At 61.8% G+C, this 24,982-nt stretch carries 20 protein-coding genes and 1 pseudogene; 12 read left to right on the top strand and 9 right to left on the bottom strand.

The genetic code is table 11. The features are described from left to right. Positions 1-46 precede the first annotated feature (46 nt). Together PVV54_RS26680 and PVV54_RS26675 are read right to left on the bottom strand one after the other, a co-directional pair. A complete protein-coding gene (locus tag PVV54_RS26680; protein WP_446731481.1) occupies positions 47-910 on the bottom strand; it encodes a methyl-accepting chemotaxis protein in 864 nt (287 codons plus the stop codon). Then, positions 902-1,657, bottom strand: a pseudogene (locus tag PVV54_RS26675) (MCP four helix bundle domain-containing protein); the annotation flags it as partial. The gene PVV54_RS26680 and the pseudogene PVV54_RS26675, both read right to left, overlap by 9 nt. Positions 1,658-1,948: 291 nt before the next feature. On the opposite strand from PVV54_RS26675, the gene PVV54_RS24615 reads away from it, so the two are divergent. The 3 genes from PVV54_RS24615 (at position 1,949) to PVV54_RS24605 (ending at position 4,604) form a co-directional block, all read left to right on the top strand. Then, positions 1,949-2,179, top strand: a complete 231-nt coding sequence (locus tag PVV54_RS24615; RefSeq protein ID WP_274907687.1) for a hypothetical protein — start codon at positions 1,949-1,951, stop codon at positions 2,177-2,179. Beyond that, entirely contained in the window at positions 2,176-2,478 is a 303-nt protein-coding gene (locus tag PVV54_RS24610) for a cell division protein ZapA (RefSeq protein WP_274907686.1), read from the top strand. Before PVV54_RS24615 ends, PVV54_RS24610 begins: the two co-directional genes overlap by 4 nt. A 188-nt stretch (positions 2,479-2,666) precedes the next feature. Continuing rightward, entirely contained in the window at positions 2,667-4,604 is a 1,938-nt protein-coding gene (locus tag PVV54_RS24605; RefSeq protein ID WP_274907685.1) for a methyl-accepting chemotaxis protein, read from the top strand. A gap of 134 nt (positions 4,605-4,738) precedes the next feature. Here the strand turns inward: PVV54_RS24605 and PVV54_RS24600 are convergent, their stop codons facing one another. Next, on the bottom strand, positions 4,739-5,779 hold the full coding sequence (locus PVV54_RS24600) for a threonine aldolase family protein (protein ID WP_274907684.1): 1,041 nt from the start codon (positions 5,777-5,779) through the stop codon (positions 4,739-4,741). A 319-nt stretch (positions 5,780-6,098) separates the two neighbouring features. Here PVV54_RS24600 and PVV54_RS24595 point away from each other — a divergent pair, with 319 nt between their 5' ends. From PVV54_RS24595 to PVV54_RS24560, 8 genes are all read left to right on the top strand, one after another. Further along, positions 6,099-7,352, top strand: a complete 1,254-nt coding sequence (locus tag PVV54_RS24595; protein WP_274907683.1) for a serine hydroxymethyltransferase — start codon at positions 6,099-6,101, stop codon at positions 7,350-7,352. Between the two features lie 15 nt (positions 7,353-7,367). Further along, complete coding sequence (locus PVV54_RS24590; protein ID WP_274907682.1) at positions 7,368-8,618, top strand: sarcosine oxidase subunit beta family protein; 1,251 nt, start codon at positions 7,368-7,370, stop codon at positions 8,616-8,618. 15 nt (positions 8,619-8,633) lie between these two features. Continuing rightward, positions 8,634-8,969, top strand: a complete 336-nt coding sequence (locus PVV54_RS24585) for a sarcosine oxidase subunit delta (protein WP_274907681.1) — start codon at positions 8,634-8,636, stop codon at positions 8,967-8,969. Further along, on the top strand, positions 8,966-11,983 hold the full coding sequence (locus tag PVV54_RS24580; RefSeq protein ID WP_274907680.1) for a sarcosine oxidase subunit alpha: 3,018 nt from the start codon (positions 8,966-8,968) through the stop codon (positions 11,981-11,983). Before PVV54_RS24585 ends, PVV54_RS24580 begins: the two co-directional genes overlap by 4 nt. 70 nt (positions 11,984-12,053) lie before the next feature. Further along, positions 12,054-12,686 (top strand): sarcosine oxidase subunit gamma, encoded by a 633-nt coding sequence (locus PVV54_RS24575; RefSeq protein WP_274907679.1) that lies wholly within the window; start codon positions 12,054-12,056, stop codon positions 12,684-12,686. Positions 12,687-12,698: 12 nt separating this feature from the next. Continuing rightward, positions 12,699-13,556: a formyltetrahydrofolate deformylase gene (gene purU / locus PVV54_RS24570; RefSeq protein ID WP_274907678.1), complete on the top strand. Its 858-nt coding sequence runs from the start codon at positions 12,699-12,701 to the stop codon at positions 13,554-13,556. A gap of 238 nt (positions 13,557-13,794) precedes the next feature. Continuing rightward, entirely contained in the window at positions 13,795-14,994 is a 1,200-nt protein-coding gene (gene fdhA, locus PVV54_RS24565) for a formaldehyde dehydrogenase, glutathione-independent (RefSeq protein ID WP_012270123.1), read from the top strand. Between the two features lie 131 nt (positions 14,995-15,125). Then, on the top strand, positions 15,126-15,701 hold the full coding sequence (locus PVV54_RS24560) for a DUF2780 domain-containing protein (protein WP_274907677.1): 576 nt from the start codon (positions 15,126-15,128) through the stop codon (positions 15,699-15,701). A gap of 123 nt (positions 15,702-15,824) precedes the next feature. Here PVV54_RS24560 and PVV54_RS24555 read toward each other — a convergent pair whose 3' ends face one another. Together PVV54_RS24555 and PVV54_RS24550 are read right to left on the bottom strand one after the other, a co-directional pair. Beyond that, a complete protein-coding gene (locus tag PVV54_RS24555; RefSeq protein WP_274907676.1) occupies positions 15,825-17,174 on the bottom strand; it encodes an APC family permease in 1,350 nt (449 codons plus the stop codon). A 200-nt stretch (positions 17,175-17,374) separates the two neighbouring features. Continuing rightward, on the bottom strand, positions 17,375-18,262 hold the full coding sequence (locus PVV54_RS24550; RefSeq protein WP_274907675.1) for an acyltransferase: 888 nt from the start codon (positions 18,260-18,262) through the stop codon (positions 17,375-17,377). Between the two features lie 181 nt (positions 18,263-18,443). On the opposite strand from PVV54_RS24550, the gene rloA2 reads away from it, so the two are divergent. Then, positions 18,444-18,944: a retropepsin-like aspartic peptidase RloA2 gene (gene rloA2, locus PVV54_RS24545; RefSeq protein WP_274907674.1), complete on the top strand. Its 501-nt coding sequence runs from the start codon at positions 18,444-18,446 to the stop codon at positions 18,942-18,944. Positions 18,945-18,984: 40 nt separating this feature from the next. Here the strand turns inward: rloA2 and PVV54_RS24540 are convergent, their stop codons facing one another. The 4 genes from PVV54_RS24540 to aceF all read right to left on the bottom strand — a co-directional run bounded on the left by PVV54_RS24540 (position 18,985) and on the right by aceF (position 24,972). Next, positions 18,985-19,599, bottom strand: coding sequence for a glutathione S-transferase (locus PVV54_RS24540; protein ID WP_274907673.1), 615 nt, complete (start codon positions 19,597-19,599; stop codon positions 18,985-18,987). Positions 19,600-19,602: 3 nt separating this feature from the next. Then, complete coding sequence (gene msrA, locus PVV54_RS24535) at positions 19,603-20,271, bottom strand: peptide-methionine (S)-S-oxide reductase MsrA (RefSeq protein WP_274907672.1); 669 nt, start codon at positions 20,269-20,271, stop codon at positions 19,603-19,605. Between the two features lie 127 nt (positions 20,272-20,398). After that, positions 20,399-23,080 (bottom strand): putative bifunctional diguanylate cyclase/phosphodiesterase, encoded by a 2,682-nt coding sequence (locus PVV54_RS24530; protein ID WP_274907671.1) that lies wholly within the window; start codon positions 23,078-23,080, stop codon positions 20,399-20,401. A 257-nt stretch (positions 23,081-23,337) separates the two neighbouring features. After that, entirely contained in the window at positions 23,338-24,972 is a 1,635-nt protein-coding gene (aceF, locus tag PVV54_RS24525; RefSeq protein ID WP_274907670.1) for a dihydrolipoyllysine-residue acetyltransferase, read from the bottom strand. Between the last annotated feature and the right edge of the window lie 10 nt (positions 24,973-24,982).

Below are 24,982 nucleotides of genomic sequence, written 5' to 3'. Positions count from 1 at the left end.
AGCGGCCTTTAGCCGCGATGGGCCGCAAAGCGGCCCCTTTCTAATATCAAGTACGGAAACGAGCCACCAAACCGTTCAAATCAACGGCCAGGCGCGACAGCTCGGCACTCGCCGCACTGGTCTGATGCGCACCTGTCGCACTCTGCACCGACAGGTCATTGATGTTCACCAGGTTGCGGTCCACTTCCCGCGCCACCTGGGCCTGTTCTTCCGCCGCACTGGCAATCACCAGGTTACGTTCATTGATCTGCGCCACGGCTCCGGCAATGCTGTCCAGTGCCATGCCCGCGCCCTTGGCGATGTTCAGCGTCGATTCGGCGCGCTCGGTGCTGGTGCGCATCGACGCCACGGCTTCTTCGGTGCCGCCCTGGATGCTGCCGATCATCCGCTCGATTTCACTGGTCGACTGCTGCGTGCGATGGGCCAGTGCACGCACTTCGTCTGCCACCACTGCAAACCCACGGCCGGCCTCACCTGCGCGGGCGGCTTCGATGGCGGCATTCAGCGCCAACAGGTTGGTCTGGTCGGCAAGGCCGCGAATCACGTCCAGTACCTTGCCAATGTCTCGCGACTGCTCGGCCAGGTGAGTGATCAGCTTGGCGGTCGCCTGCACGTCACCGCTCATACGCTCGATGGCGCCCACGGTCTCCATTACCAGGTCACGGCCATCTCCAGCTGACCGGCTGGCTTCACTGGAGGCTTCGGAGGTGCTTACTGCGTTGCGCGCCACTTCCTCGACAGCGCTGGTCATTTCGGTGACGGCGGTGGCCGCCTGCTCGATTTCGTTGTTCTGCTGTTGCAGGCCACGAGCACTGACGTCGGTGACGCAGTTGAGCTCTTCCGCTGCAGAGGCAAGCTGGGTAGCGGAGCCGGCGATCAGTTGCAGGGTGTCGCGCAGTTTGTCTTGCATGCGCGCCATGGCGCGTAGCAAGCGGGCGGCTTCGTCGGTACCTTCGGCGTGGATCGCATGCGTCAAGTCGCCATCAGCCACCTGCTCGGCGGCCTTGAGGGCTTCGTCGATCGGTTTGACGATGCTGCGGGTCAGCAGGAAGGCGCACAGGAAAGTCAGCACGGTGGCTGCGATCAGCAGGCCGATCACCAGGGCAAAGGCCGCGGCATATTGGCTGGCGGCAGTTTCGTTGGTTTCGCGGGTCTGGTCGGTGTTGATCTGCACCAAGGTGTCCATGACCTTGTTGATCTGTTCGGAGTTGGCCAGCAAATCGCGGTTCAGCAAATCGCGCAGTTCGTCGGTGCGCCCAGCCTGGCTCATGCTGCGCATGCGCGCTTCGAGTTGGCGATACTCGTTGAGCAGCTGGGTGTACTGGTCGAATGCTGCCTGTTCATCACGTGCACCGATCAAAGGCACGTAAGCCTGGCGGGCGCGGTCGATCTGGGCGTTGCGCTGGTCCAGCAGATTCAGCGTGTCGCGCAGGGTTTCCGGTTCGCGGTTCAGCAACAGGCGGTAAGACAGGGTGCGCAGGCGCAGGTTGAGCATGCCGAGTTCGTCGAGGGTCTTGATGCTGGGCACGCTGACGTTCTCGATGGCGACGCCGGCCTGGCGGATGTTGCCCATCTGAATGAGCGAGAAGACGCCGAGGCCAAGCATCAGCAGGCCGATCATGGCAAACCCGAGCAAGGCACGCGGGGCGATGTTCATGTTGCGTAGGGACATGGGAAGAAGATTCCGGGCTAGGGCAGGGGCGCGGTCCGTGCGACAGAATGTGACCTATCCCGGTATCGGTCGTGACTGATCAGTCTTGAGTGCGACAGGCAAAAAATGTGAGCCAGCTAACTAATTACCTGACCGGCGGTTGACCCAAGTCGGAACAAGGGCCGGGATACTCTGTCAATCTGCCAGGCATATTCCTTGTAAATCCGATATTTAATGGCGAGGGCTGACACTTTTCTTTATCGTGTGCGCCCTTTGCAACAACCCGAGATAGCCCCCATGCTGGAAGCCTCCCTGAATCAACTCGAGCAACTGGTCAGCGACCTGATGCAGAAAAACGCTCAACTCACCGAGCAGAACTCCGCCCTTGGCCAGGAACTGGCCCAGGCCAAGGAAGAAAACGAAACCCTGCAACTGTCGCTGATGGAGCAGGAAGAAAAGCACGGCGCTACCGCCGCGCGTATTCAGGCGCTGGTTGAGCGCGCCAGTGCTGGCGTCGTCGGCGCATGAGACTGCAAGCGCAGCCGATCAATGTCGTGTCGATCCTCGGCAGCGACTATTCGATCAAGGCGCCCGAAGGCCAGGAGGAAACCCTGGCGCAGGCCGTGCGGATGCTCAACAACGCGCTGAACGAGACCAAGCGTTCGTACCCGACTTTGATTGGTGACAAGCTGTTGGTGTTGGCTGCCTTGAATCTGTGCTCGAAGCAGGTCGAACTGCAGAAGGAACACCAGCAGACGCTTGAACGTACACAGGCGCAGATTGATGCTACGGTGGACGCGATTGTTCGGACCATTGCCGAGCAGTAAGAAATGCACTCCCCTTGTAGGAGCGGCTTCAGCCGCGTTCACCGGCGTAGCCGGTGCCCACCGCGTCGCCTGCTTCGCGGATAAATCCGCTCCTACAGGGACCGTGATCTTGTTCTAGATCACTGGAATAATCGGATACTCATGTGTATACACTTCTCGCAAAACAATAATTGCGGGGAGCAAGGGGCATGCGTATCTGGCGTAAGAGCATCCAGTGGCAATTGATCGCGAGCATGGGCGCGGCCCTGCTGGCGAGCATTCTGGTTGTAGTGGTGATCTTCACGGTGGCGCTCAACCGCCTGACTGAAAGGTATCTGGTGGATACCGCCTTGCCCGCCAGTATCGAAGCCATCCGCAACGATATCGAACGCATGCTCGGCCAGCCGTTGGTGGCGGCTGCGGACATCGCCGGCAATACGCTGCTGCGCGACTGGCTGGCAGCTGGCGAAGACCCCGCCGAAGCTCCCCGATTCGTTGAATACCTTGAGGCCGCCAGGCAGCGTAATAAAGCGTTCACCACCATGTTCGCCGCTACCGAAACTGGCCACTACTACAACGAGAAAGGCCTGGACCGCACCCTTAGCCGCGCCAACCCCAAGGACAGCTGGTTCTACGGTTACATCGACAGCGGTGCCGAGCGCCTGATCAACATCGACATTGACGGTTCTACCGGCGAATTGGCGCTGTTCATCGACTATCGCGTTGAAAAAGACGGCAAGCTGGTCGGTGTTGCAGGCATGGGCTTGCGTATGAGCGAGCTGTCACGGCTGATCCATGACTTCAGCTTCGGTGAGCGCGGCAAGGTGTACCTGGTGCGCAACGATGGCCTGATCCAGGTGCACCCCGACAATCAGTACAGCGGCAAGCGTCGGCTCGCCGAACAGCTGGGTGCCGATGCATCCCAAGCGCTTCTTTCGGGCGATTCCGCCCAACGCAGCAGCCGTTTCAGCCGTGATGGCGAAGACTACCTGGCTCTAGCGTTGCCCCTGCGCGACATGAACTGGACGCTGGTCGCAGAGGTGCCCGAGGCGCAGATCTATGCGCAAATGCGCCAGTCGATCTGGCTAACCACGCTGATCGGCGGCGGTGTGGCGCTGATTTCCCTGTTACTGGTGGTGTTGCTTGCTCGCGGGCTGGTACGGCCGATCCGCCAGGTGACGACCGCACTGATGCAGATCGGCAGCGGTGGTGGTGACCTCAGCAAGCGCCTTGACGATTCGCGCCAGGACGAACTAGGCGACTTGGCCCGTGGCTTCAATGGCTTCCTCGACAGCCAGCGCGGGCTGATTGGCGAAGTCTTGCGCACCACCGAGCGCCTGCACCTGGCAGTCGCGCAGGTAACCCATGTGGTGGATAACACTGCCGAGCGCTCGGGGCGGCAACAGGAAATGACCGAAATGGTTGCTACTGCCGTGCATGAGATGGGCCTGACGGTGCAGGACATTGCGCGCAATGCCGGGGATGCGGCGCAGGCCTCGCAGTCGGCGCGGGATGAAGCCTTGCAGGCGCGTGAAGTGGTGCGGCGGTCGATTCAGGGTATCGAAGGCATGTCGGGAGATATTGGCAAGGCGGCTGATGCCGTCAGCCAATTGGCCGACGAAGTTGCCTCAATTGATGAGGTTTTGGCGGTGATCCGCAGTATTTCCGAACAGACCAACCTGTTGGCACTGAATGCCGCCATCGAAGCAGCGCGGGCAGGGGACATGGGCCGTGGGTTTGCCGTGGTGGCTGATGAAGTGCGCACTTTGGCGCGGCGCACGCAGCTGTCCACCGATGAGGTGCAGCAGATGATCCAGCGGCTCAAGCAGGGCGCGGGTTCGGCGGTGAGTTCGATGCAGGCGGGGCAGCAGGCCACAGGCAGTGGCGTGGAGTCGAGCCAGCGTACCGGGGCTTCACTGGGCGCAATTACCGATCAGGTTGAGCACATCAGCGACATGAACCACCAAGTGGCCACGGCGACTGAAGAGCAATCTGCGGTGACCGAAGAAATTAACCGGACAGTGCAGGGGATTTCCGATTTGGCGCGGGAAACGGTGGCGGAGGTGCAGGGGTGCCGTGAGGAATGCCGGGCGTTGCGTGGGTTGGCTGATGATCTGGCGCGGCAGATGGGTGGGTTTAGGCTTTAAATTGCCGGGGCCGCTGCGCGGCCCTTTCGCGACACAAGGCCGCTCCTACAGTGACAGCGCATTCCCTTGTAGGAGCGGCCTCGCCGGGGCGCCGGACCGGTCGGAAAGGAGGGCAAAGCCCTCCCAGCAATCTGTCAGGCGCCAATAATGCTACGGATATCCGCTGCCAGCTCCCGCACCCGTTCCTCTTCGGTATCCCACGAGCACATGAACCGCGCGCCGCCGCTACCAATGAAGGTATAGAAGCGCCAGCCCTTATTGCGCAGCGCTTCAATGGCATGCTCCGGCATCTGCAGGAACACCCCGTTGGCCTCCACCGGGAACATCAGCTCCACCCCTGGCAAATCCTTCACCAGCGAAGCCAGCAACTGCGCGCATCGGTTGGCATGTGACCCATACTTCAACCAAGCATCATCTTCCAGCAAGCCAACCCAAGGCGCCGACAGGAAGCGCATCTTCGACGCCAGTTGCCCTGCCTGCTTGCAGCGGTAGTCAAAGTCTTCTGCCAAGTCACGGTTGAAGAACAAAATCGCCTCACCCACCGCCATGCCGTTCTTGGTGCCGCCAAAGCACAGCACGTCGACCCCGGCCTTCCAGGTCAGTTCGGCTGGCGAGCAGCCGAGGAACGCGCAGGCGTTGGAAAAGCGCGCGCCGTCCATGTGCAGGTTCAAGCCCAGTTCCTTACAGGTGGCGCTGATCGCCCTGAGCTCGTCAGGGCGGTAGACGGTGCCTACCTCGGTAGCCTGGGTAATGGTCACCACGCGGGGTTTGGGGTAGTGGATATCCTGGCGCTTGAGCGCCACTTCACGGATCGACTCGGGCGTCAGCTTGCCGTTGATGCTGGCTGCAGTCAGCAGTTTGGAGCCGTTGGAGAAGAATTCCGGCGCGCCACACTCGTCGGTCTCGACGTGGGCCGTCTCGGAGCAGATCACGCTGTGGTAGCTCTGGCACAACGAGGCCAGGGCCAGGGAGTTGGCAGCGGTGCCGTTGAAGGCGAAGAAGACCTCGCAGTCGGTTTCGAACAGTTTGCGGAAGTACTCCGAGGCACGCTCGGTCCATTGGTCATCGCCGTAGGCGCGGTCGTGGCCGTGGTTGGCCATCTCCATTGCCGCCCACGCTTCGGGGCAGATGCCGGAGTAGTTGTCGCTGGCGAATTGTTGGCTCTTATCTGTCATGACACTGTCCTGTGAACGACGCAGAACAGCACTCTAAACCATCGCTTTAACGGTTGCCTATACAAGGATGTATCAGCTGGATTCGCGGCTGTCTGTACGGGCCCTTCGCGGATAAATCCGCTCCTACAGTGGTACGTATTGCTTGTAGGAGCGGATTCATCCGCGATAAGGCCGGCGCGAGCAACACAAAAGCCAATGTCGTAAACGCGCCATTGCAAGGCGTGCGCAGGCATCTGACCCGCCCCGGCCAGTCATACCATCGCCACAAAGGGCCACAGTGCCTTACAGACAAGAATCGATCGCTGCCGGGAGAAACACGATGTTCAGCAAGCAAGACCAGATCCAGGGTTATGACGACGCACTGCTGGCGGCGATGAATGCCGAAGAACAGCGCCAGGAAGATCACATCGAGCTGATCGCCTCGGAGAACTACACCAGCAAGCGCGTGATGCAGGCCCAAGGCAGCGGCCTCACCAACAAGTACGCCGAAGGCTACCCGGGCAAGCGCTATTACGGCGGCTGCGAGCACGTAGACAAGGTTGAAGCACTGGCCATCGAGCGCGCCAAGCAGCTGTTCGGCGCCGACTACGCCAACGTTCAGCCGCACTCCGGCTCGTCGGCCAACGGCGCGGTCTACCTGGCCCTGCTGCAAGCCGGTGACACCATCCTGGGCATGAGCCTGGCCCACGGCGGCCACCTGACCCACGGTGCCAAAGTGTCTTCCTCGGGCAAGCTGTACAATGCAGTTCAGTACGGCATCAACACCGACACTGGCCTGATCGACTACGACGAAGTCGAGCGCCTGGCCGTCGAGCACAAGCCTAAGATGATCGTCGCCGGTTTCTCGGCCTACTCCAAGACCCTCGATTTCCCACGTTTCCGTCAGATCGCCGATAAAGTCGGTGCGCTGCTGTTCGTCGACATGGCCCACGTCGCCGGCCTGGTGGCCGCTGGCCTGTACCCGAACCCGATCCCGTTCGCCGATGTGGTGACCACCACCACCCACAAGACCCTGCGCGGCCCGCGTGGCGGCCTGATCCTGGCCAAGTCGAACGAAGAGATCGAGAAGAAGCTGAACGCCGCCGTATTCCCGGGCGCCCAGGGTGGCCCGCTGATGCACGTCATCGCCGCCAAGGCCGTGTGCTTCAAGGAAGCCCTGGAACCAGGCTTCAAGGCCTACCAGAAGCAGGTCATCGAAAACGCCCAGGCCATGGCTGAAGTATTTGTCGACCGTGGCTACGACGTGGTTTCCGGTGGTACCGACAACCACCTGTTCCTGGTCAGCCTGATCCGCCAGGGCCTTACCGGTAAAGACGCCGACGCCGCTCTGGGCCGCGCGCACATTACCGTCAACAAGAACGCCGTACCGAACGACCCGCAGTCGCCGTTCGTCACCTCCGGCCTGCGCATCGGTACCCCGGCCGTCACCACCCGTGGCTTCAAAGTGGCCCAGTGCGTAGCCCTGGCCGGCTGGATCTGCGACATCCTCGACAACCTGGGTGACGCCGACGTGGAAGCCGATGTGGCGAAAAACGTCGCCGCCCTGTGCGCCGACTTCCCTGTTTACCGCTGAGTGGAGTAAACGACCATGCAACGCTACTCGGGCTTCGGCCTTTTCAAACACTCCCTCAGCCACCACGAAAACTGGCAGCGCATGTGGCGCACGCCGACCCCTAAAAAGGTCTATGACGTGGTCATCGTCGGCGGTGGCGGCCACGGCCTGGCCACGGCCTACTACCTGGCCAAGGAACACGGCATCACCAACGTCGCGGTGATCGAGAAGGGTTACCTGGGGGGCGGCAACACCGCCCGTAACACCACCATCGTGCGTTCCAACTACCTGTGGGACGAGTCGGCGCATTTGTACGAGCACGCCATGAAGTTGTGGGAGGGCCTGTCCCAGGACCTCAACTACAACGTGATGTTCTCCCAGCGTGGCGTCTACAACCTGTGCCACACCTTGCAGGACATGCGTGATTCCGAGCGCCGGGTCAGCGCCAACCGCCTCAATGGCGTCGATGGCGAGCTGCTGAACACCGCCCAGGTTGCGGCTGAAATCCCGTACCTGGACTGCTCGAAGAACACCCGTTACCCGATCCTCGGCGCCACCGTTCAGCGCCGTGGCGGCGTGGCTCGTCACGACGCCGTGGCCTGGGGCTTTGCCCGTGCTGCCGACGCCTTGGGCGTGGACCTGATCCAGCAGACCGAGGTGATCGGCTTCCGTAAGGAAAACGGCGCGGTCATTGGTGTAGAAACCAACAAAGGCTTCATCGGCGCCAAGCGCGTCGGCGTGGTCACCGCCGGTAATTCCGGGCACATGGCCAAGCTGGCCGGCTTCCGTCTGCCGCTGGAATCGCACCCGCTGCAGGCTCTCGTTTCTGAGCCAATCAAGCCAATCATCGACAGCGTGATCATGTCCAACGCCGTGCACGGCTACATCAGCCAGTCCGACAAGGGCGACCTGGTGATCGGTGCCGGTATCGACGGCTGGGTCGGTTACGGCCAGCGCGGTTCGTACCCGGTGATCGAGCACACCTTGCAGGCGATCGTGGAAATGTTCCCGAACCTGTCGCGCGTGCGCATGAACCGCCAGTGGGGCGGCATCGTCGACACCACCCCGGACGCTTGCCCGATCATCTCCAAGACCCCGGTCAAGAACATGTTCTTCAACTGCGGCTGGGGCACCGGTGGCTTCAAGGCCACCCCGGGTTCGGGCAACGTCTTCGCGGCGAGCCTGGCCAAGGGCGAGATGCACCCGCTGGCTGCGCCTTTCTCCATCGACCGTTTCTACAACGGCGCTTTGATCGACGAACACGGCGCTGCTGCCGTCGCCCACTAACCGGAGACAACCGTCATGTTGCAAATTTTCTGTCCCCACTGCGGCGAGCTGCGCTCCGAAGAAGAGTTCCACGCCTCAGGCCAGGCGCACATCGCCCGCCCGCTGGACCCTAATGCCTGCTCCGACGAGGAGTGGGGCACGTACATGTTCTTCCGCGACAACCCGCGTGGCATCCACCACGAGCTGTGGGACCACGTTGCCGGCTGCCGCCAGTACTTCAACGTCACCCGTGACACCGTGACCTACGAGATTCTGGAAACCTACAAGATTGGCGAGAAGCCACAGGTGACCGCCCAAGGCAAGGCCAGCAGCGCACCGTCGACCGTCAAAGGCCAAGGGGAAAAAGTATGAGCCAGACCTATCGCCTCGCCAGCGGCGGCCGTATCGACCGCAGCAAGGTCCTGAATTTCACCTTCAACGGCAAGACCTACCAGGGTTATGCCGGTGACACCCTGGCCGCCGCACTGCTGGCCAACGGCGTCGACATCGTGGGCCGCAGCTTCAAGTACTCGCGTCCGCGCGGCATCATCGCAGCCGGTACCGAAGAGCCGAACGCCATCCTGCAGATCGGCTCCAGCGAAGCCACCCAGATCCCTAACGTGCGTGCCACCCAGCAGGCGCTGTATGCAGGCCTGGTTGCCACCAGCACCAACGGCTGGCCGAACGTCAACAACGACGTGATGGGCATCCTTGGCAAGGTGGGTGGCAGCATGATGCCGCCTGGCTTCTACTACAAAACTTTCATGTACCCGAAATCGTTCTGGATGACTTACGAGAAGTACATCCGCAAGGCTGCCGGCCTGGGCCGCGCGCCGCTGCAGAACGACCCGGACAGCTACGACTACATGAACCAGCACTGCGACGTGCTGATCGTTGGTGCCGGCCCTGCTGGCCTGGCCGCCGCGCTGGCCGCTGCCCGCAGCGGTGCCCGCGTGATCCTGGCCGACGAACAGGAAGAGTTCGGTGGCAGCCTGCTCGACAGCCGTGAAACCCTTGACGGCAAGCCTGCCGCTGATTGGGTGAACGGGGTTATCAAAGAGCTGGAAGGCCTGCCGGAAGTGACCCTGTTGCCACGCGCCACGGTCAACGGTTACCACGACCACAACTTCCTGACCATTCACGAGCGCCTGACCGACCACCTGGGCGACCGTGCCCCGATCGGCCAGGTGCGCCACCGCGTTCACCGCGTTCGCGCCAAGCGCGTGGTACTGGCTGCCGGTGCCCACGAGCGCCCGCTGGTGTACGGCAACAACGACGTGCCGGGCAACATGCTGGCCGGTGCCGTTTCCACCTACGTGCGCCGCTATGGCGTGGCACCGGGCCGCAAGTTGGTGCTGTCGACCAACAACGATCACGCCTACCGCGCCGCGCTCGACTGGCACGACGCTGGCCTGCAAGTGGTTGCCATCGCCGACGCCCGCCACAACCCGCGTGGTTCGCTGGTAGAGGAAGCCCGTGCCAAAGGCATCCGCATTCTCACCTCCAGCGCCGTGGTCGAAGCCAAGGGCAGCAAGCACGTCACCGGTGCCCGCGTGGCCGCCATCGATGTGCAGGCGCACAAAGTCACCAGCCCTGGCGAAACCCTCGAGTGCGACCTGATTGCCACTTCGGGTGGCTACAGCCCGATCGTGCACTTGGCTTCGCACCTGGGCGGTCGCCCGGTGTGGCGCGAGGACATCCTTGGCTTCGTGCCGGGTGATGCGCCGCAGAAGCGCGAGTGTGTAGGCGGCATCAATGGCGTTTACGCGCTGGGCGATGTTATTGCCGACGGGTTTGAAGGCGGCGTGCGCGCAGCCACCGAGGCCGGCTTCAAAGCCACCACCGGCACCCTGCCGAAAACCGTTGCGCGCAAGGAAGAGGCCACCGTGGCGCTGTTCCAGGTGCCGCACGACAAGGGCACCAAAGGGCCGAAGCAGTTCGTCGATCAGCAAAACGACGTGACCGCCGCCGGTATCGAACTGGCCACCCGTGAGGGCTTTGAGTCGGTCGAGCACGTAAAACGTTACACTGCGCTGGGCTTCGGCACCGACCAGGGCAAACTGGGCAACATCAACGGCCTGGCGATTGCCGCACGTTCGATCGGCATCACCATCCCGGAAATGGGCACCACCATGTTCCGCCCGAACTACACCCCGGTGACCTTCGGCGCGGTAGCCGGCCGTCACTGTGGTCACCTGTTCGAGCCGGTGCGCTTCACCGCCCTGCATGCCTGGCACGTGAAGAACGGTGCCGAGTTCGAAGACGTCGGCCAGTGGAAGCGCCCGTGGTACTTCCCTAAAGCCGGTGAAGACATCCACACCGCCGTGGCCCGCGAATGCAAGGCCGTGCGTGACAGCGTGGGCCTGCTGGACGCCTCGACCCTGGGCAAGATCGACATCCAGGGCCCGGATGCCCGCGAGTTCCTCAACCGCGTGTATTCCAACGCCTGGACCAAGCTGGACGTGGGCAAGGCCCGCTACGGCCTGATGTGCAAGGAAGACGGCATGGTCTTTGACGACGGTGTTACCGCCTGCGTCGGCGACAACCACTTCTACATGACCACCACCACCGGCGGCGCCGCCCGCGTACTGCAGTGGCTGGAGCTGTACCACCAGACCGAATGGCCGGAGATGAAGGTGTACTTCACCTCGGTCACCGACCACTGGGCCACCCTGACCCTGTCTGGCCCCAACAGCCGCAAGCTGCTCAGCGAGCTGACCGACGACATCGACCTGGACAAGGACGCCTTCCCGTTCATGACCTGGAAGGAAGGCACCGTTGGTGGCGTACCGGCCCGTGTGTTCCGTATCTCGTTCACCGGTGAGCTGTCATACGAAGTGAACGTGCAGGCCAACTACGCCATGGGCGTGCTGGAAAAGGTCATCGAGGCAGGCAAGAAGTACAACCTGACCCCGTACGGCACCGAAACCATGCACGTACTGCGTGCCGAGAAGGGCTTCATCATCGTAGGCCAGGACACTGACGGCTCGATGACCCCGGACGACCTGAACATGAGCTGGTGCGTAGGCCGCAACAAGCCGTTCTCGTGGATCGGCCTGCGTGGCATGAACCGCGAAGACTGCGTGCGCGAAAACCGCAAGCAGCTGGTTGGCCTCAAGCCTGTCGACCCGACCAAGTGGCTGCCTGAAGGCGCCCAGTTGGTGTTTGACCCGAAACAGCCGATCCCGATGGACATGGTCGGCCACGTCACCTCCAGCTACGCGGCCAACTCCCTGGGCTATTCGTTCGCCATGGGTGTGGTCAAGGGCGGCCTCAAGCGCATGGGCGAGCGTGTTTACTCGCCGCAGGCGGATGGCAGCGTGATCGAAGCGGAGATCGTGTCCTCGGTGTTCTTCGATCCGAAGGGTGAGCGGCAGAACGTCTAAGGCCCCGGCTGGCAGTGGCAGCCCTTGGCTGCTGCTGCCCTGGCGAACAAGAATTCAAGGCAGGTAAGAAATGAGCGCTATCAACGTCTTCCAGCAAAACCCCGGCACTGACGCCAAGGCCCAGTCGCCACTGCACCACGCCGACCTGGCCAGCCTGGTTGGCAAAGGCCGCAAGAACGCAGGCGTGATCCTGCGCGAGAAGAAATTCCTGGGGCACCTGACCATTCGTGGTGACGGTCACGATCCGCAGTTCGCTGCAGGCGTGCACAAGGCCCTGGGCCTGGAGCTGCCAGTGGCACTGACCGTGGTCGCAAATGGTGAAATGTCGCTGCAGTGGATGGGCCCCGATGAGTGGCTGCTGATCGTCCCGGGTGGCCAGGAATTCGAGACCGAGCAAAAGCTGCGTGCGGCCCTTGAAGGCAAGCACATTCAGGTGGTCAACGTCAGCGGCGGGCAGAGCCTGCTGGAGCTGCGTGGCCCGAACGTGCGCGAAGTGCTGATGAAGTCCACCAGCTATGACGTGCACCCGAACAACTTCCCGGTCGGCAAGGCGGTCGGCACTGTGTTTGCCAAGTCGCAACTGGTGATCCGCCGCACCGCTGAAGACACCTGGGAGCTGGTGATTCGCCGCAGCTTCTCCGACTACTGGTGGCTGTGGCTGCAGGACGCGTCGGCCGAATATGGCCTGAGCATCGAAGCCTAAGGAGAACAGAGCATGAGTCGGGCACCGGATACCTGGATTCTCACCGCCGACTGCCCGAGCATGCTCGGCACCGTTGATGTGGTGACGCGTTACCTCTTCGAGCAGCGTTGCTACGTTACGGAGCACCACTCATTTGACGACCGGCAGTCGGGGCGCTTCTTCATACGTGTGGAGTTCCGCCAGCCGGACGATTTTGACGAGGCGGGCTTCCGGGCCGGCCTCGCCGAGCGCAGCGAAGCGTTCGGCATGGCGTTCGAGCTGACAGCACCCAATCACCGCCCCAAGGTGGTGATCATGGTGTCCAAGGCCGACCACTGCCTGAACGACCTGCTGTATCGCCAGCGCATTGGCCAGCTGGGCATGGACGTGGTTGCGGTGGTGTCCAACCACCCTGACCTGGAACCACTGGCGCATTGGCACAAGATTCCCTACTACCACTTCGCCCTGGACCCGAACGACAAGCCTGCGCAAGAGCGCAAGGTGCTGCAGGTGATCGAGGAAACCGGGGCTGAGCTGGTAATCCTTGCTCGCTATATGCAGGTGCTGTCGCCCGAGCTGTGCCGCCGCCTGGATGGCTGGGCGATCAACATCCACCACTCGTTGCTGCCGGGGTTCAAAGGTGCCAAGCCTTACCACCAGGCTTACAACAAGGGCGTGAAGATGGTGGGTGCCACTGCGCATTACATCAACAACGACCTGGATGAAGGGCCGATCATTGCCCAAGGCGTCGAGGTGGTGGACCACAGCCATTACCCGGAAGACCTGATTGCCAAGGGGCGGGATATCGAATGCCTGACATTGGCGCGGGCGGTGGGTTATCACATTGAGCGGCGAGTGTTCCTTAACGCCAATCGGACTGTAGTCTTGTAACACCTGTGCTGGCCCCATCGCGGATAAATCCGCTCCTACACGGGCTGTAGGAGCGGATTTATCCGCGATGGGGCCAACGCATTTATACCTGCCGTTAAAAGGCATCCCCCTGTCGCATCCAGTCACTGCCCCCACGCCCATCCGGCCCACAATTCCTGCATTCCAGAAACACATGCCGCCCATGGATGGCGGCGCTTCAACCAACGCTGCATAAATACAAATCAAGCGAGGTAAGAGCATGTCTGGCAATCGTGGAGTGGTGTATCTCGGCGCCGGCAAGGTCGAGGTGCAGAAGATCGACTACCCGAAAATGCAAGATCCACGCGGCAAGAAGATCGAGCACGGCGTGATCCTCAAGGTAGTTTCCACCAACATCTGCGGCTCCGACCAGCACATGGTCCGCGGCCGCACCACTGCCCAGGTCGGCCTGGTTCTGGGCCACGAAATCACCGGTGAGATTGTCGAGAAGGGCAGCGACGTCGAGCGCATGCAGATCGGCGATTTGGTTTCGGTACCGTTCAACGTCGCCTGCGGCCGCTGCCGCTCCTGCAAAGAGATGCACACCGGTGTGTGCCTGACCGTCAACCCGGCCCGTGCCGGTGGTGCCTACGGCTATGTCGACATGGGTGACTGGACCGGCGGCCAGGCTGAGTATGTGCTGGTGCCATATGCCGATTTCAACCTGCTGAAACTGCCCGAGCGCGACAAGGCCATGGAGAAGATCCGTGACCTGACCTGCCTGTCCGACATTCTGCCCACCGGCTACCACGGTGCCGTGACCGCGGGTGTAGGCCCAGGCAGCACCGTCTACGTTGCTGGCGCAGGCCCGGTTGGCCTGGCTGCCGCCGCTTCGGCTCGCCTGCTGGGCGCGGCCTGCGTCATTGTCGGTGACCTTAACCCGGCCCGTCTGGCCCACGCCAAGTCCCAAGGCTTCGAAGTGGTCGACCTGTCCAAGGACACCCCACTGCACGAGCAGATCGTCGACATCCTTGGTGAGCCAGAAGTGGACTGCGCTGTCGACGCCGTTGGTTTCGAGGCCCGTGGGCATGGCCATGAGGGTGCCAAGCATGAGGCGCCGGCCACCGTGCTGAACTCGCTGATGCAAGTAACCCGCGTGGCCGGCAGCATCGGTATCCCGGGGCTGTACGTCACCGAAGACCCGGGTGCTGTTGATGCCGCGGCCAAGATCGGTGCATTGAGCATCCGCTTCGGCCTGGGCTGGGCCAAGTCGCACAGCTTCCACACCGGGCAAACCCCGACCATGAAGTACAACCGCCAGTTGATGCAGGCGATCATGTGGGACCGCATCAACATCGCCGAAGTGGTGGGCGTGCAGGTGATCAACCTCGACCAGGCGCCTGAAGGCTATGGCGAGTTCGATGCCGGCGTGCCGAAGAAATTCGTCATTGACCCGCACAAGATGTGGGGCGCGGCTTAACCTTCGCCAGCAACGCCCCCGAACGGGGGCGTTGTACTGCAAGTTGGCCGATGACAGGCCGGAACATTTTTACGGCCCTCCAGTCCAAAGCCTCGTTTCCCCGGCCATTCCGGCCGACGAGGTCCCTCCTGATGAAAGCATTCACCCTGGCAACCCTGATGACCCTGGCCGCGAGCCCGGTGTTCGCCTTTAACCTCAGCGATGCGGCCAATGCCGTATCGGCCATGCAAACCCAGAAGCAGCAGGGCCAGGTGCAGGCGCCCGAGGGGCAGGCCAACCTGCTCAACACCCTTGGCAGTGAGCTGAACATTACTCCTGAACAGGCTGTTGGCGGGGCAGGGGCGATGCTGGGGCTGGCGCGTAACAACCTGAGCAGCGACGACTACGGGCAGTTGACCAAGGCTGTACCGGGGCTTGATCTGCTTTCTGGTGCCAATGCGTTGGGCAGCTTGAGCGGGTTGGGCGATTTGCTGGGCGAGAGCAGCGAAAACCCATCGGCGCTGAGCAAGGCACTGGGTAACGACGTAAAGAGCACCACCGATCTGGACAACGCCTTCAAGGCGTTGGGGATGGATACTGGCATGATCGGCCAGTTTGCCCCGCTGATCCTCCAGTATTTGGGCCAACAGGGCATCGCCGCGACGCTGCTGCAAAACCTGGGTAGCCTGTGGACTACCCCGGCACCGTTGACCCAACCCTCGGTGTAGGAGCGGATTTACCGAGACGTCGGACCGCCGCGATCACCGGCAACGCCGGTGCCATGTACCGCAATGCCTTCATCGCGGCGGTCCGACGTCTCGGTGAATCCGCTCCTACAAGGGCCGAGTCATTCAGGCGGGTTCGGAAAAGTCCATCATCCCCACCGGGCGGCGGAAGCCTGAGGTGAGTGCGGCGAGGTAAGCAAGGCCCAGCGCAAACCAGCAAAGGCCAATAACCAGCGTCAACGCGGACAGGCTGGTCCACAGCCACAGGGTCAGCCCCAGGCCGACCAGTGGAACCATCCCGTACTGCAACAGGCCTTTGAGGTGGCGCTGGCTGTTGTCATTCATCAAATGCGTTTTCACCACCGCCAGGTTAACTGCCGAAAATGCCACCAATGCGCCGAAGCTGATCAGTGAGGCAAGGGTCGCCAAGTCAATCACCAGAGCCAGCAGCGAGAACGCCGAGACCAACAGAACGGCTACCACTGGTGTGCCGAAGCGCGGCGACAGGTAACCGAAGCTGCGTTGCGGCAGTACCTTGTCACGGCCCATCGTGAACAGGATGCGCGAAACTGCCGCCTGCGAGGCCAGCGCCGAACCCAGGCTGCCAGCAACGTACGCAGCTGTGAAGAAATTGGTGAGGAACTGGCCGCCGGCCTTGAACATGACCTCGTTAGCTGCGGCATCGGCGTTGGCGAAGCTGCTGCCTGGCAGTACCAGTTGGCTGACGTAGGCCAGCAAGGTGAACAGAAGGCCGGCAAACAGGGTGGTAAGGATGATGGCCCGTGGAACGTCACGACGTGCATCGCGGCACTCTTCGGCCAATGTCGAAACGGCATCAAACCCGAGGAACGATAAGCACAGCACCGCCGCGCCAGCCATGAGGTGGCTGAAGCCAGGTTTGGTTCCATCGCCCAGCAAGGGCGAGAGCAGGTCCAGCGGCTGGCCGGCAACGGTCTTGCAGGACAACGCGACGAACACCCCAATGAAGACGATCTGTGCGCCGACAATCAGGTTGCTGGTCTTCGCTACCGAGTTGATGCCAACCACATTGAGCAGCGTTACCAGGGCAATTGTGGCAAGTACGAAGGCCCAGGCGGGAACCTGCGGGAAAGCGATATTCAGGAACAAGCCGATCAGCAGGTAATTGATCATCGGCAGGAACAGGTAGTCGAGCAGCAGCGACCAGCCAGCAAGGAAGCCCGCATTCGGGCCAAATGCCATGCTGGTATAGGAATACGCTGAACCCGCCACTGGGAAGCGTTTGACCATGAAGCTGTAAGATGCGGCGGTGAACAGCATGGCCAGCAAGGTGACCAGATAAGCCCCGGCGGTGCGGCCACCGGTAATTTCGGTGACGATGCCGTAAGTAGTGAAAATGGTCAGCGGGACCATGTACACCAGGCCGAAGAACACCAGGGCGGGCAGGCCCAGAACGCGGCGGAGTTGGGCGGGGGCGGAGCTAGGTTGATTGGCCATTGATCGATCCAGGCATTTTTGTAGTTGTGCTTTGGTCGATTTTTATCCACTTGGGTGGGTTGTTACAAAAAAGTAATCCTTATGTGGATTATTAGGCAGGGTTTTAATTGGGAAGAGTACTGAGGCCATCGCGGCGGTCCGACGTCTCGGTGAATCCGCTCCTACAGGGGTTCAAGCTGTAGGAGCGGATTTATCCGCGATCAGCTCATTTCGCCACGCAACTGCTCGATGCGCTCATCTTTCTCAACCCACAACTGGTTCACCCACGCCTGCACAGCCTGGCGGAATTCAGGATCATTCTCGTAATCCCCAGCCCACAGTGCAGGGTCCAGTTCACGCACCTGAATGTCGATAATCACCCGGCTGATACTGCCGTTGAGCAAGTCCCAGAACCCCGGTGCCTTGTTGCCCGGATACACGATGGTCACATCCAGCAGGGCATCCAGCTGTTCGCCCAGCGCCGCCAGCACGAAGGCAACGCCGCCGGCCTTGGGTTTAAGCAGGTAGCGATACGGCGACTGCTGTTCGCGGTGCTTGGCTTCGGTAAACCTTGTGCCTTCAAGGTAATTGACCACGGTCACCGGCTGGCGCTTGAACAGCTCACAGGCGGCTTTGGTGATTTCCAGATCCTTGCCTTTGAGCTCCGGGTGCTTCTCCAGAAACGCTTTGCTGTAGCGCTTCATGAACGGGTAATCCAGGCCCCACCAGGCCAGGCCCAGCAGCGGAACCCAGATCAACTCCTTCTTGAGGAAGAATTTGAAGAACGGCGTGCGGCGGTTGAGGCTTTCGATCAGTGCCGGGATGTCGACCCATGTCTGATGGTTGCTGACGGCCAGGTAAGAAGTGTCCTTGCGCAGGTTCTCGACACCACGAATGTCCCATTGGGTGGGAATGCACAGGGCAAAAATGGCCTTGTCGACTTCCGACCAGGCTTCGGCAAACCACATCACTGCTGCGGACGCATAGTCACGCCACCGGCCTGGCAGTACCAGTTTGAGCAGGGCGAAGACCAGCAGCGGCCCGATCATCACCAGAGTGTTGAGCAGCAGCAGGGTGGTCGTGAGAATGCCGATCAGCAGGCGACGCATAAAGAAACTCTTGTTGTGGGAAAAACGGTTGGCAATGATAAGCAGGGCGGTGCCCTACGCCAAATGTCCAATGCCCGGCGGCACAGACAAATGTTTCACATTATGTTGTTTAACCTTGTGACAGCGAACCTATCCTGCCAGTGCAGTCTAAGCACTGACCCTTTTCAAGGAAGCCTGCCCTGTGAAATCTCTGCTTGCCCTGTTGTCGCTACTGGCGCTGCCGGTTATGGCCGCCGAGCCTACGCTGTATGGCCGTTACGAGAACATCGCCCTGCCTGAGCTGGGCGAAACCCTGAAGGCCAAGATGGATACTGGCGCCTACACCGCATCGCTGTCGGCCAAGGACATCGAGTTGTTTACCCGTGATGGCGATGAATGGGTACGCTTCCGCCTGGCGACCAAGGACGCCGACGGCAAGGTGTATGAGCACAAGCTGGCGCGCATCAGCAAGATCAAGAATCGTGCGGATGAAGAGGAAGAGGGCGATGCGCCGGAGATCTCCAAGCGCCCGGTGGTCGATCTTGAGCTGTGCCTTGGCGATGTGAAGCGTACCGTGGAGGTCAACCTGGTTGACCGCAGCAGCTTCAACTACCCGCTGTTGATCGGCGCCAAGGCCCTGCGCGAGTTCAAGGCAGCGGTAAACCCTGCGAAGAAGTTTACCGCTGATAAGCCTGATTGCTGATTTGAAACGGATTGGCCCCAACGTAGGAGCGGTGGATAGGTCAGGCTGGAGGGGCTGTGGCGATCATTGACGGCCGCTCAGCCACCTGGGCATACCAGGCGGCCAGCCCAGGCTGGCGCTCACGCCAGCCAAACTCCGGCTGACGCAGGTCCAGATACCCCAAGGCGCAGGCCACGCCAATCGCCGCCAGGTCAAACCCGGAAGCCAGCTCCGCCAGGTGTTCCTGTTCCAGGTTGGCCAGGCTGCGGCTGATCTTCTCGCTTTGTGCGTTCAACCAGCCGTCCCAGCGCTTGTCCTCGGGGCGCAGGAAGCTTTCGTAACGCGACGAAACCGATGCATCCATGATTGCGTCGGCCTGTGCCATCAGCGTCATGCGCCGCCAGCGTGCCGAACCTTCACGCGGGAGCAGTGGCGTACCGACATGCTGCAGGTCCAGAAACTCGCAGATTACCCGGCTGTCGTGCAGCACGGTGCCGTCTTCCAGGCGCAGGGCCGGCACCTTGCCGATCGGGTTGTCGCGGTTGAGTTCCTCGTCGCCGTTCACCGGGCTGATGTTCACCGGCAGCAAGGTGACACGATCAAGCTGGCCGGTCTCGTGCAGCACGACCATGACCTTGCGCACGAATGGCGACAATGGTGAATGGAACAGGATCATGGCTCAGTTCCCTTGCAGGCTTGGCGGCAGGCAGACACCGGTGCCACCGATACCGCAATAACCGTCCGGGTTCTTGGCCAGATACTGCTGGTGGTAGGCCTCGGCGAAGTACACGGTCGGGGCCTGGTCGATCTCGGTGGTGATTTCGCCGAAGCCGGCCTTGTTCAGCTCGGCCTGGAAGGCGTCACGGCTGGCCTTGGCCTGCTCCAGTTGTTCGGGGCTGGTGCAGTAGATGGCCGAACGGTACTGGGTGCCCACGTCATTGCCTTGGCGCATGCCTTGGGTCGGGTTATGCAGCTCCCAGAACATGGCCAGCAGCTCGCGGTAGCTGACTTTGTCCTTGTCGAACACCACCAGCACCACTTCCGTGTGGCCGGTCAGGCCTGAGCAGACTTCTTCGTACGTGGGGTTGGGGGTAAAGCCGCCGGCGTAGCCGACCACGGTGCTGACCACGCCTTCGCGCTGCCAGAAGCGGCGCTCGGCGCCCCAGAAGCAGCCCAGGCCAAAGATGGCGAAGTCGATGCTGCCTTCGAAGAACGGGCCGAGCAGTGGGGTGCCTTCGAACACGTAGTGGAACTCGGGCAGGGTCATCGGGGTTTCGCGGCCGGGCAGGGCTTGTTCCGCGGTAGGCATGACGTTTTTGTTCACCAGGATTTCAGAACGCAGGACCATGGCCGTTCCTCTGTGTTTTTCTGTGGGATAGGGGTGGGGCCATCGCGGATGAATCCGCTCCTACAAGGGGCGAGGTTGCCCGCGAAGGGCCGGATGGACTCTATAGTGCCCGACCCTGACGCTGATGTCAGTCCATTGGGCCGCGCGGATAGCGCTTCAGCCTCTCGGAAAGTTCGCTGCCCGGGATTGGCCGGTCGAACAGGTAACCTTGCCCCACATCGCACCGGTGCCGACGCAGGAACGCCAACTGCTCGGGCGTCTCGATACCCTCGGCCACCACCTTGAGCTTCAGGTTGTGCGCCATGGCCACTACCGCCGAGGTGATTTCCATGTCGTCCTGGTTGTCCGGGATTTCGTTGATGAAGCTGCGGTCGATCTTGATGATGTCGATCGGGAATTTTTTCAGGTAGCTGAGCGACGAGTAACCGGTGCCGAAGTCGTCCATGGCCAGGGTCAGGCCCAGCGCTTTCAGCTCGTCGAGCTGGCGGTGGGTATCTTCGGTGGCTTCCAGCAGCAGGCCTTCGGTCAGCTCCAGCTCCAGCAGGTGCGGGGGCAGGGCTTCTTCCTTGAGGATCGAGCCGATCGAGGCGACCAGGTCGGGGTCGGAGAACTGCTTGGGCGAAAGGTTGATGGCCACGTGCAAATTGCCCATGCCGTCCTCGCGCAATTGCTGGCTCATGCGGCACGACTGGCGCACCACCCATTTGCCGATCGGAATGATCAGGCCGGTTTCTTCGGCCACGCTGATGAACTGGTCCGGGCGGATCATGCCGCGCTCGGGATGGTTCCAGCGCAGCAGCGCTTCCAGGCCCAGCAGACGACCACTGCGCAGGCACAGCTTGGGCTGGTAGAACACCTCCAGCTCGTTCTGTGTCAGCGCGCGGCGCAGGTTGTTTTCGACGAACAACTTGTAGCTGGCCTCGGCATTGAGCACTTCGGTAAACACCTGCACCTGATGTTTGCCGTTGGCCTTGGCCTTGTGCAGGGCCAGGCCTGCATTTTTCATCAGTGAAGTCGGGTCGCTGCCATGCAGTGGCGCGCATGCCAGGCCTACGGAAGCGGTGACGTTGATCAGCTGGTTGTCGACGAACATGGGTTTGTCGAGGGTGCGCAGCAGTTGCTGGGCCACGCCCTGGCCGTCTTCCAGGCTGGTGTCGTCGAGCAGTACGGCGAACTCGTTACTGGCAAAGCGAGCCAGGATGTCACTTGCACCCAGGCTGTTACGCAGGCGGCGCGCCAGGCTGATCAGCAGCTTGTCACCGGTTTGGTGGCCGAGGCTGTCGTTGATCCGCTTGAAATTGTCGATGTCCACCAGCAGCAGGCAGATCGGGTTATCGCCTGCACGGGCAAAGCGCTCGTCGAGGCTGCGGATGAACGCAGGGCGGTTGCCCAGGTTGGTCAGGTTGTCGGTGTAGGCCAACCGCTCGATGCGCTGCTGGGCCAGCTTGCTCTGGGTGATGTCTTCGTAAATGCCGATGTAGTGGGTCAGTTCGCGGTTATCGCCGTAGACCTTGGAGATCGACAACTGACCCCAGTAAGGCTCCAGGCTTTTGCGCCGGCTTTTGAACTCGCCTTGCCAGCTATTGCCCATGGCCAGGCTGGATGGCGAGTCGAACAGCAGTTCGCTGAGGTTTTCCAGCGCTGGCAGTTCCGCCAGGTGGAAGCCCTGTACTTCCTCGGTGCTGTATTGGGTAATTGCGGTAAAGCTTGGGTTTACGTACTCGACCACGCCATCACGGTTCACCAGCAGGAAAGCGCTGGCACTTTGCTCTACCGCGCGCTGGAACAGGTGCAACGCGCTGGCGGCAGTACGGCGGTTGTGGTTGGTGATGACCTGGGCGAACTGGTCGGCCAATTCACCGGCAAAGGCGATTTCATCTGACTGCCAGGCCCGGGGCTGGCCGGTTTGTTCCAGGCACAGCACGCCTACCACCTGGCCATCCACGCGGATACTGGCATCGAGCATGGCGTTGTTGTCGCCGAGCAGGGTTTCGGCCAGTTCTCGGGTACGCGGGTCGTGGTTGGCGTTGTGGGCATCGATCGCGCGGCTGGCGTGCAGGGCTTCGAGGTAATCCGGGAAGCGGCTGGCATCGATCGGGGCTGGCAAGCGGTGCGCCTGCTCACGGCTGAACCAGGCACTGATAGGCTCAAGGCGCTGATCTTCGAGGTGCCAGATGCTGGCGCAGTCAACCTTGTAGATTTCACAGGCGCTGCGGGTGATCAGTTCGGCGGCTTCAAGCAGCGAGTTTTCAGCGCTGTAACGCTGTCGCGCCAGGCGCAGGATCAAGTCTTGCTGGCCACGTACACGGTCAAGGTGCTCGAGTTGTTCTTCCTGGGCGCGCTGGTTCATTTGCAGCGCCAGCTGCAACCGGTTGTTGCGCGATTCCAGCTCGTTGGCGTCCTCAGCGTCGCTTTCATCGTCCAGTACGGTGAGGAAACCACGCAAAAGCTGGCGGTTGTGCTGCTTGTAGGCTTCACCGGCTTCCAGCAGCCTCAAGGAGAGCGACTGGGTATGCAGGGTGTAGCGCACACGGTAGTAACCGCGCCCGTTCAGCTGCTGCTGGATTTCATCGTGCAGGCGGTAGCGGGTCTCGGGCTCCATCAGGCTCGCATACGGCGAGTCGATCAATGCGCACAAGTCAGCGGCAGGTACCCCGAACTGGCGTTCGCAAGCCGGGTCGAGGTAAAGCATCGACCACGAGGCTTCGTTGAGCCGTTCGAAACGCAGCATGCCGAGCCGCGAAGGCACGGGAAGCTGCGTGACGACCTCGGCCGCCACACGGCTGGCGGCATCGGGTTGGCTTTTCATCGAAGGCTCGCTTGAAGAGGGAGACGCGGCCTGGGCGGCGGCGCATCTGGCAAGGTTGCATCATGTCCCCGAGGCTGGCAAGCGGCCATTGGGGTGTCATGTATATGTTTTCGGCCTCGGGGCGGAAAACTGTAATTCAACCTGAGAATTTGGGGTTGTAGCTGGCAAAAAAAAGCCCCGCCAAATGACGGGGTTGAGGTACGAGCGTGGCAGCTCGAAAAGGGTACTGCCCCTGCAAGCAGGGGCAGCGGGCTGCGTTACAGCAGCATGGTGCGGATGTCGCCCAGCACGTCGCCCAGGCGCTTGGTGAAGCGCGCGGCGGCAGCGCCGTTGATCACACGGTGATCGTAGGACAGCGACAGCGGCAGCATCAGCTTCGGCTGGAAGGCTTTGCCATCCCAGACCGGCTGCATGGTCGCTTTGGAGACGCCCAGGATCGCCACTTCCGGCGCGTTGACGATCGGCGTGAAGCCGGTGCCGCCAATGTGGCCGAGGCTGGAGATGGTGAAGCAAGCGCCTTGCATGTCGTCGGCCGACAGCTTTTTGGTGCGTGCTTTTTCGGCCAGCGCAGCGGCTTCGGCAGCCAGTTGCAGCAGGCTCTTCTGGTCAACGTTCTTGATCACAGGGACCAGCAGGCCGTCCGGGGTGTCCACAGCGAAGCCGATGTGCACGTACTTCTTGCGGATGACAGCTTTGCCGCTTGGCGCCAGCGAGCTGTTGAAGTCCGGCAGTTCCTTGAGCAGGAAGGCGCAGGCCTTGAGCAGCAGTGGCAGTACGGTCAGCTTGACGCCAGCCTTCTCGGCCACGGCCTTCTGCGCAACGCGGAAGGCTTCCAGCTCGGTGATGTCGGCGGAATCGAACTGGGTCACGTGCGGCACGTTCAGCCAGCTGCGGTGCAGGTTGGCAGCACCAACCTGCATCAGGCGGGTCAAGGCCACTTCTTCCACTTCACCGAACTTGCTGAAGTCCACGACCGGGATCGGCGGGATGCCGGCGCCGCCGGTAGCACCAGCGGCTGCCGGTGCTTCCTTGGCCTTCTGCATGACCGACTTGACGTAAACCTGAACGTCTTCTTTCAGGATACGGCCGTGCGGGCCGGTGGCAGCAACTGCACCCAGGTCGACGCCGAATTCACGGGCCAACTGACGAACGGCTGGGCCAGCGTGCACTTTGGCGTTGCTGCCGGCAGCCGGTGCAGTTGCAACCGGAGCAGGGGCAGCAGCTGGAGCAGCGGCAGGCGCGGCTGCAGGGGCTTCGGCCTTGGCCGGGGCAGGTGCAGCGGCCGGGGCCGGAGCAGCAGCCGGGGCAGCGCCTGCGACCTTCAGCTTGAAGATCAGGTCGCCAGTGCCGACTTCATCTTCCAGCTTGCACAGGACTTCTTCGACCACGCCAGCAGCAGGCGACGGGATCTCCATGGAAGCCTTGTCGGACTCCAGGGTAATCAGCGACTGGTCTGCTTCGACGGTGTCGCCGACCTTGACCATCACTTCGATGATCTTGGCCTTGCCCGACGAGCCGATGTCCGGCACGTGGATGTCTTGCACGCTGGCGGCAGCCGGGGCTGCGGCCGGGGCAGGGGCGGTTTCGGCAGCCGGCGCCGGAGCGGCAGCCGCTGGAGCCGGGGCGGCCGCGGCCGGAGCCTCAGGCGCCGCAGCGGCGCCCTCGGCTTCCAGCACCAGCAGCTCGTCGCCTTCTTTCAGGCGATCGCCCAGCTTGACCTTCAGCTCTTTGATGACGCCGGCCTTGGGGGCCGGGATCTCCATGGAGGCCTTGTCGGACTCCAGGGTCAGCAGGCTCTGGTCAGCCTCGATACGGTCACCGACCTTGACGAACAGCTCGATGATTTCACCTTCACCGCTGCCGATGTCAGGTACGCGAATGAGTTCGCTCACTTAAAAATAC

Origin of the sequence: Pseudomonas sp. PSKL.D1 (assembly GCF_028898945.1) — a bacterium.
Taxonomy (GTDB): Bacteria; Pseudomonadota; Gammaproteobacteria; order Pseudomonadales; family Pseudomonadaceae; genus Aquipseudomonas.
Note: the sequence above shows the minus strand (reverse complement) of the source record. Positions and strands in the feature narration are given on the sequence as shown.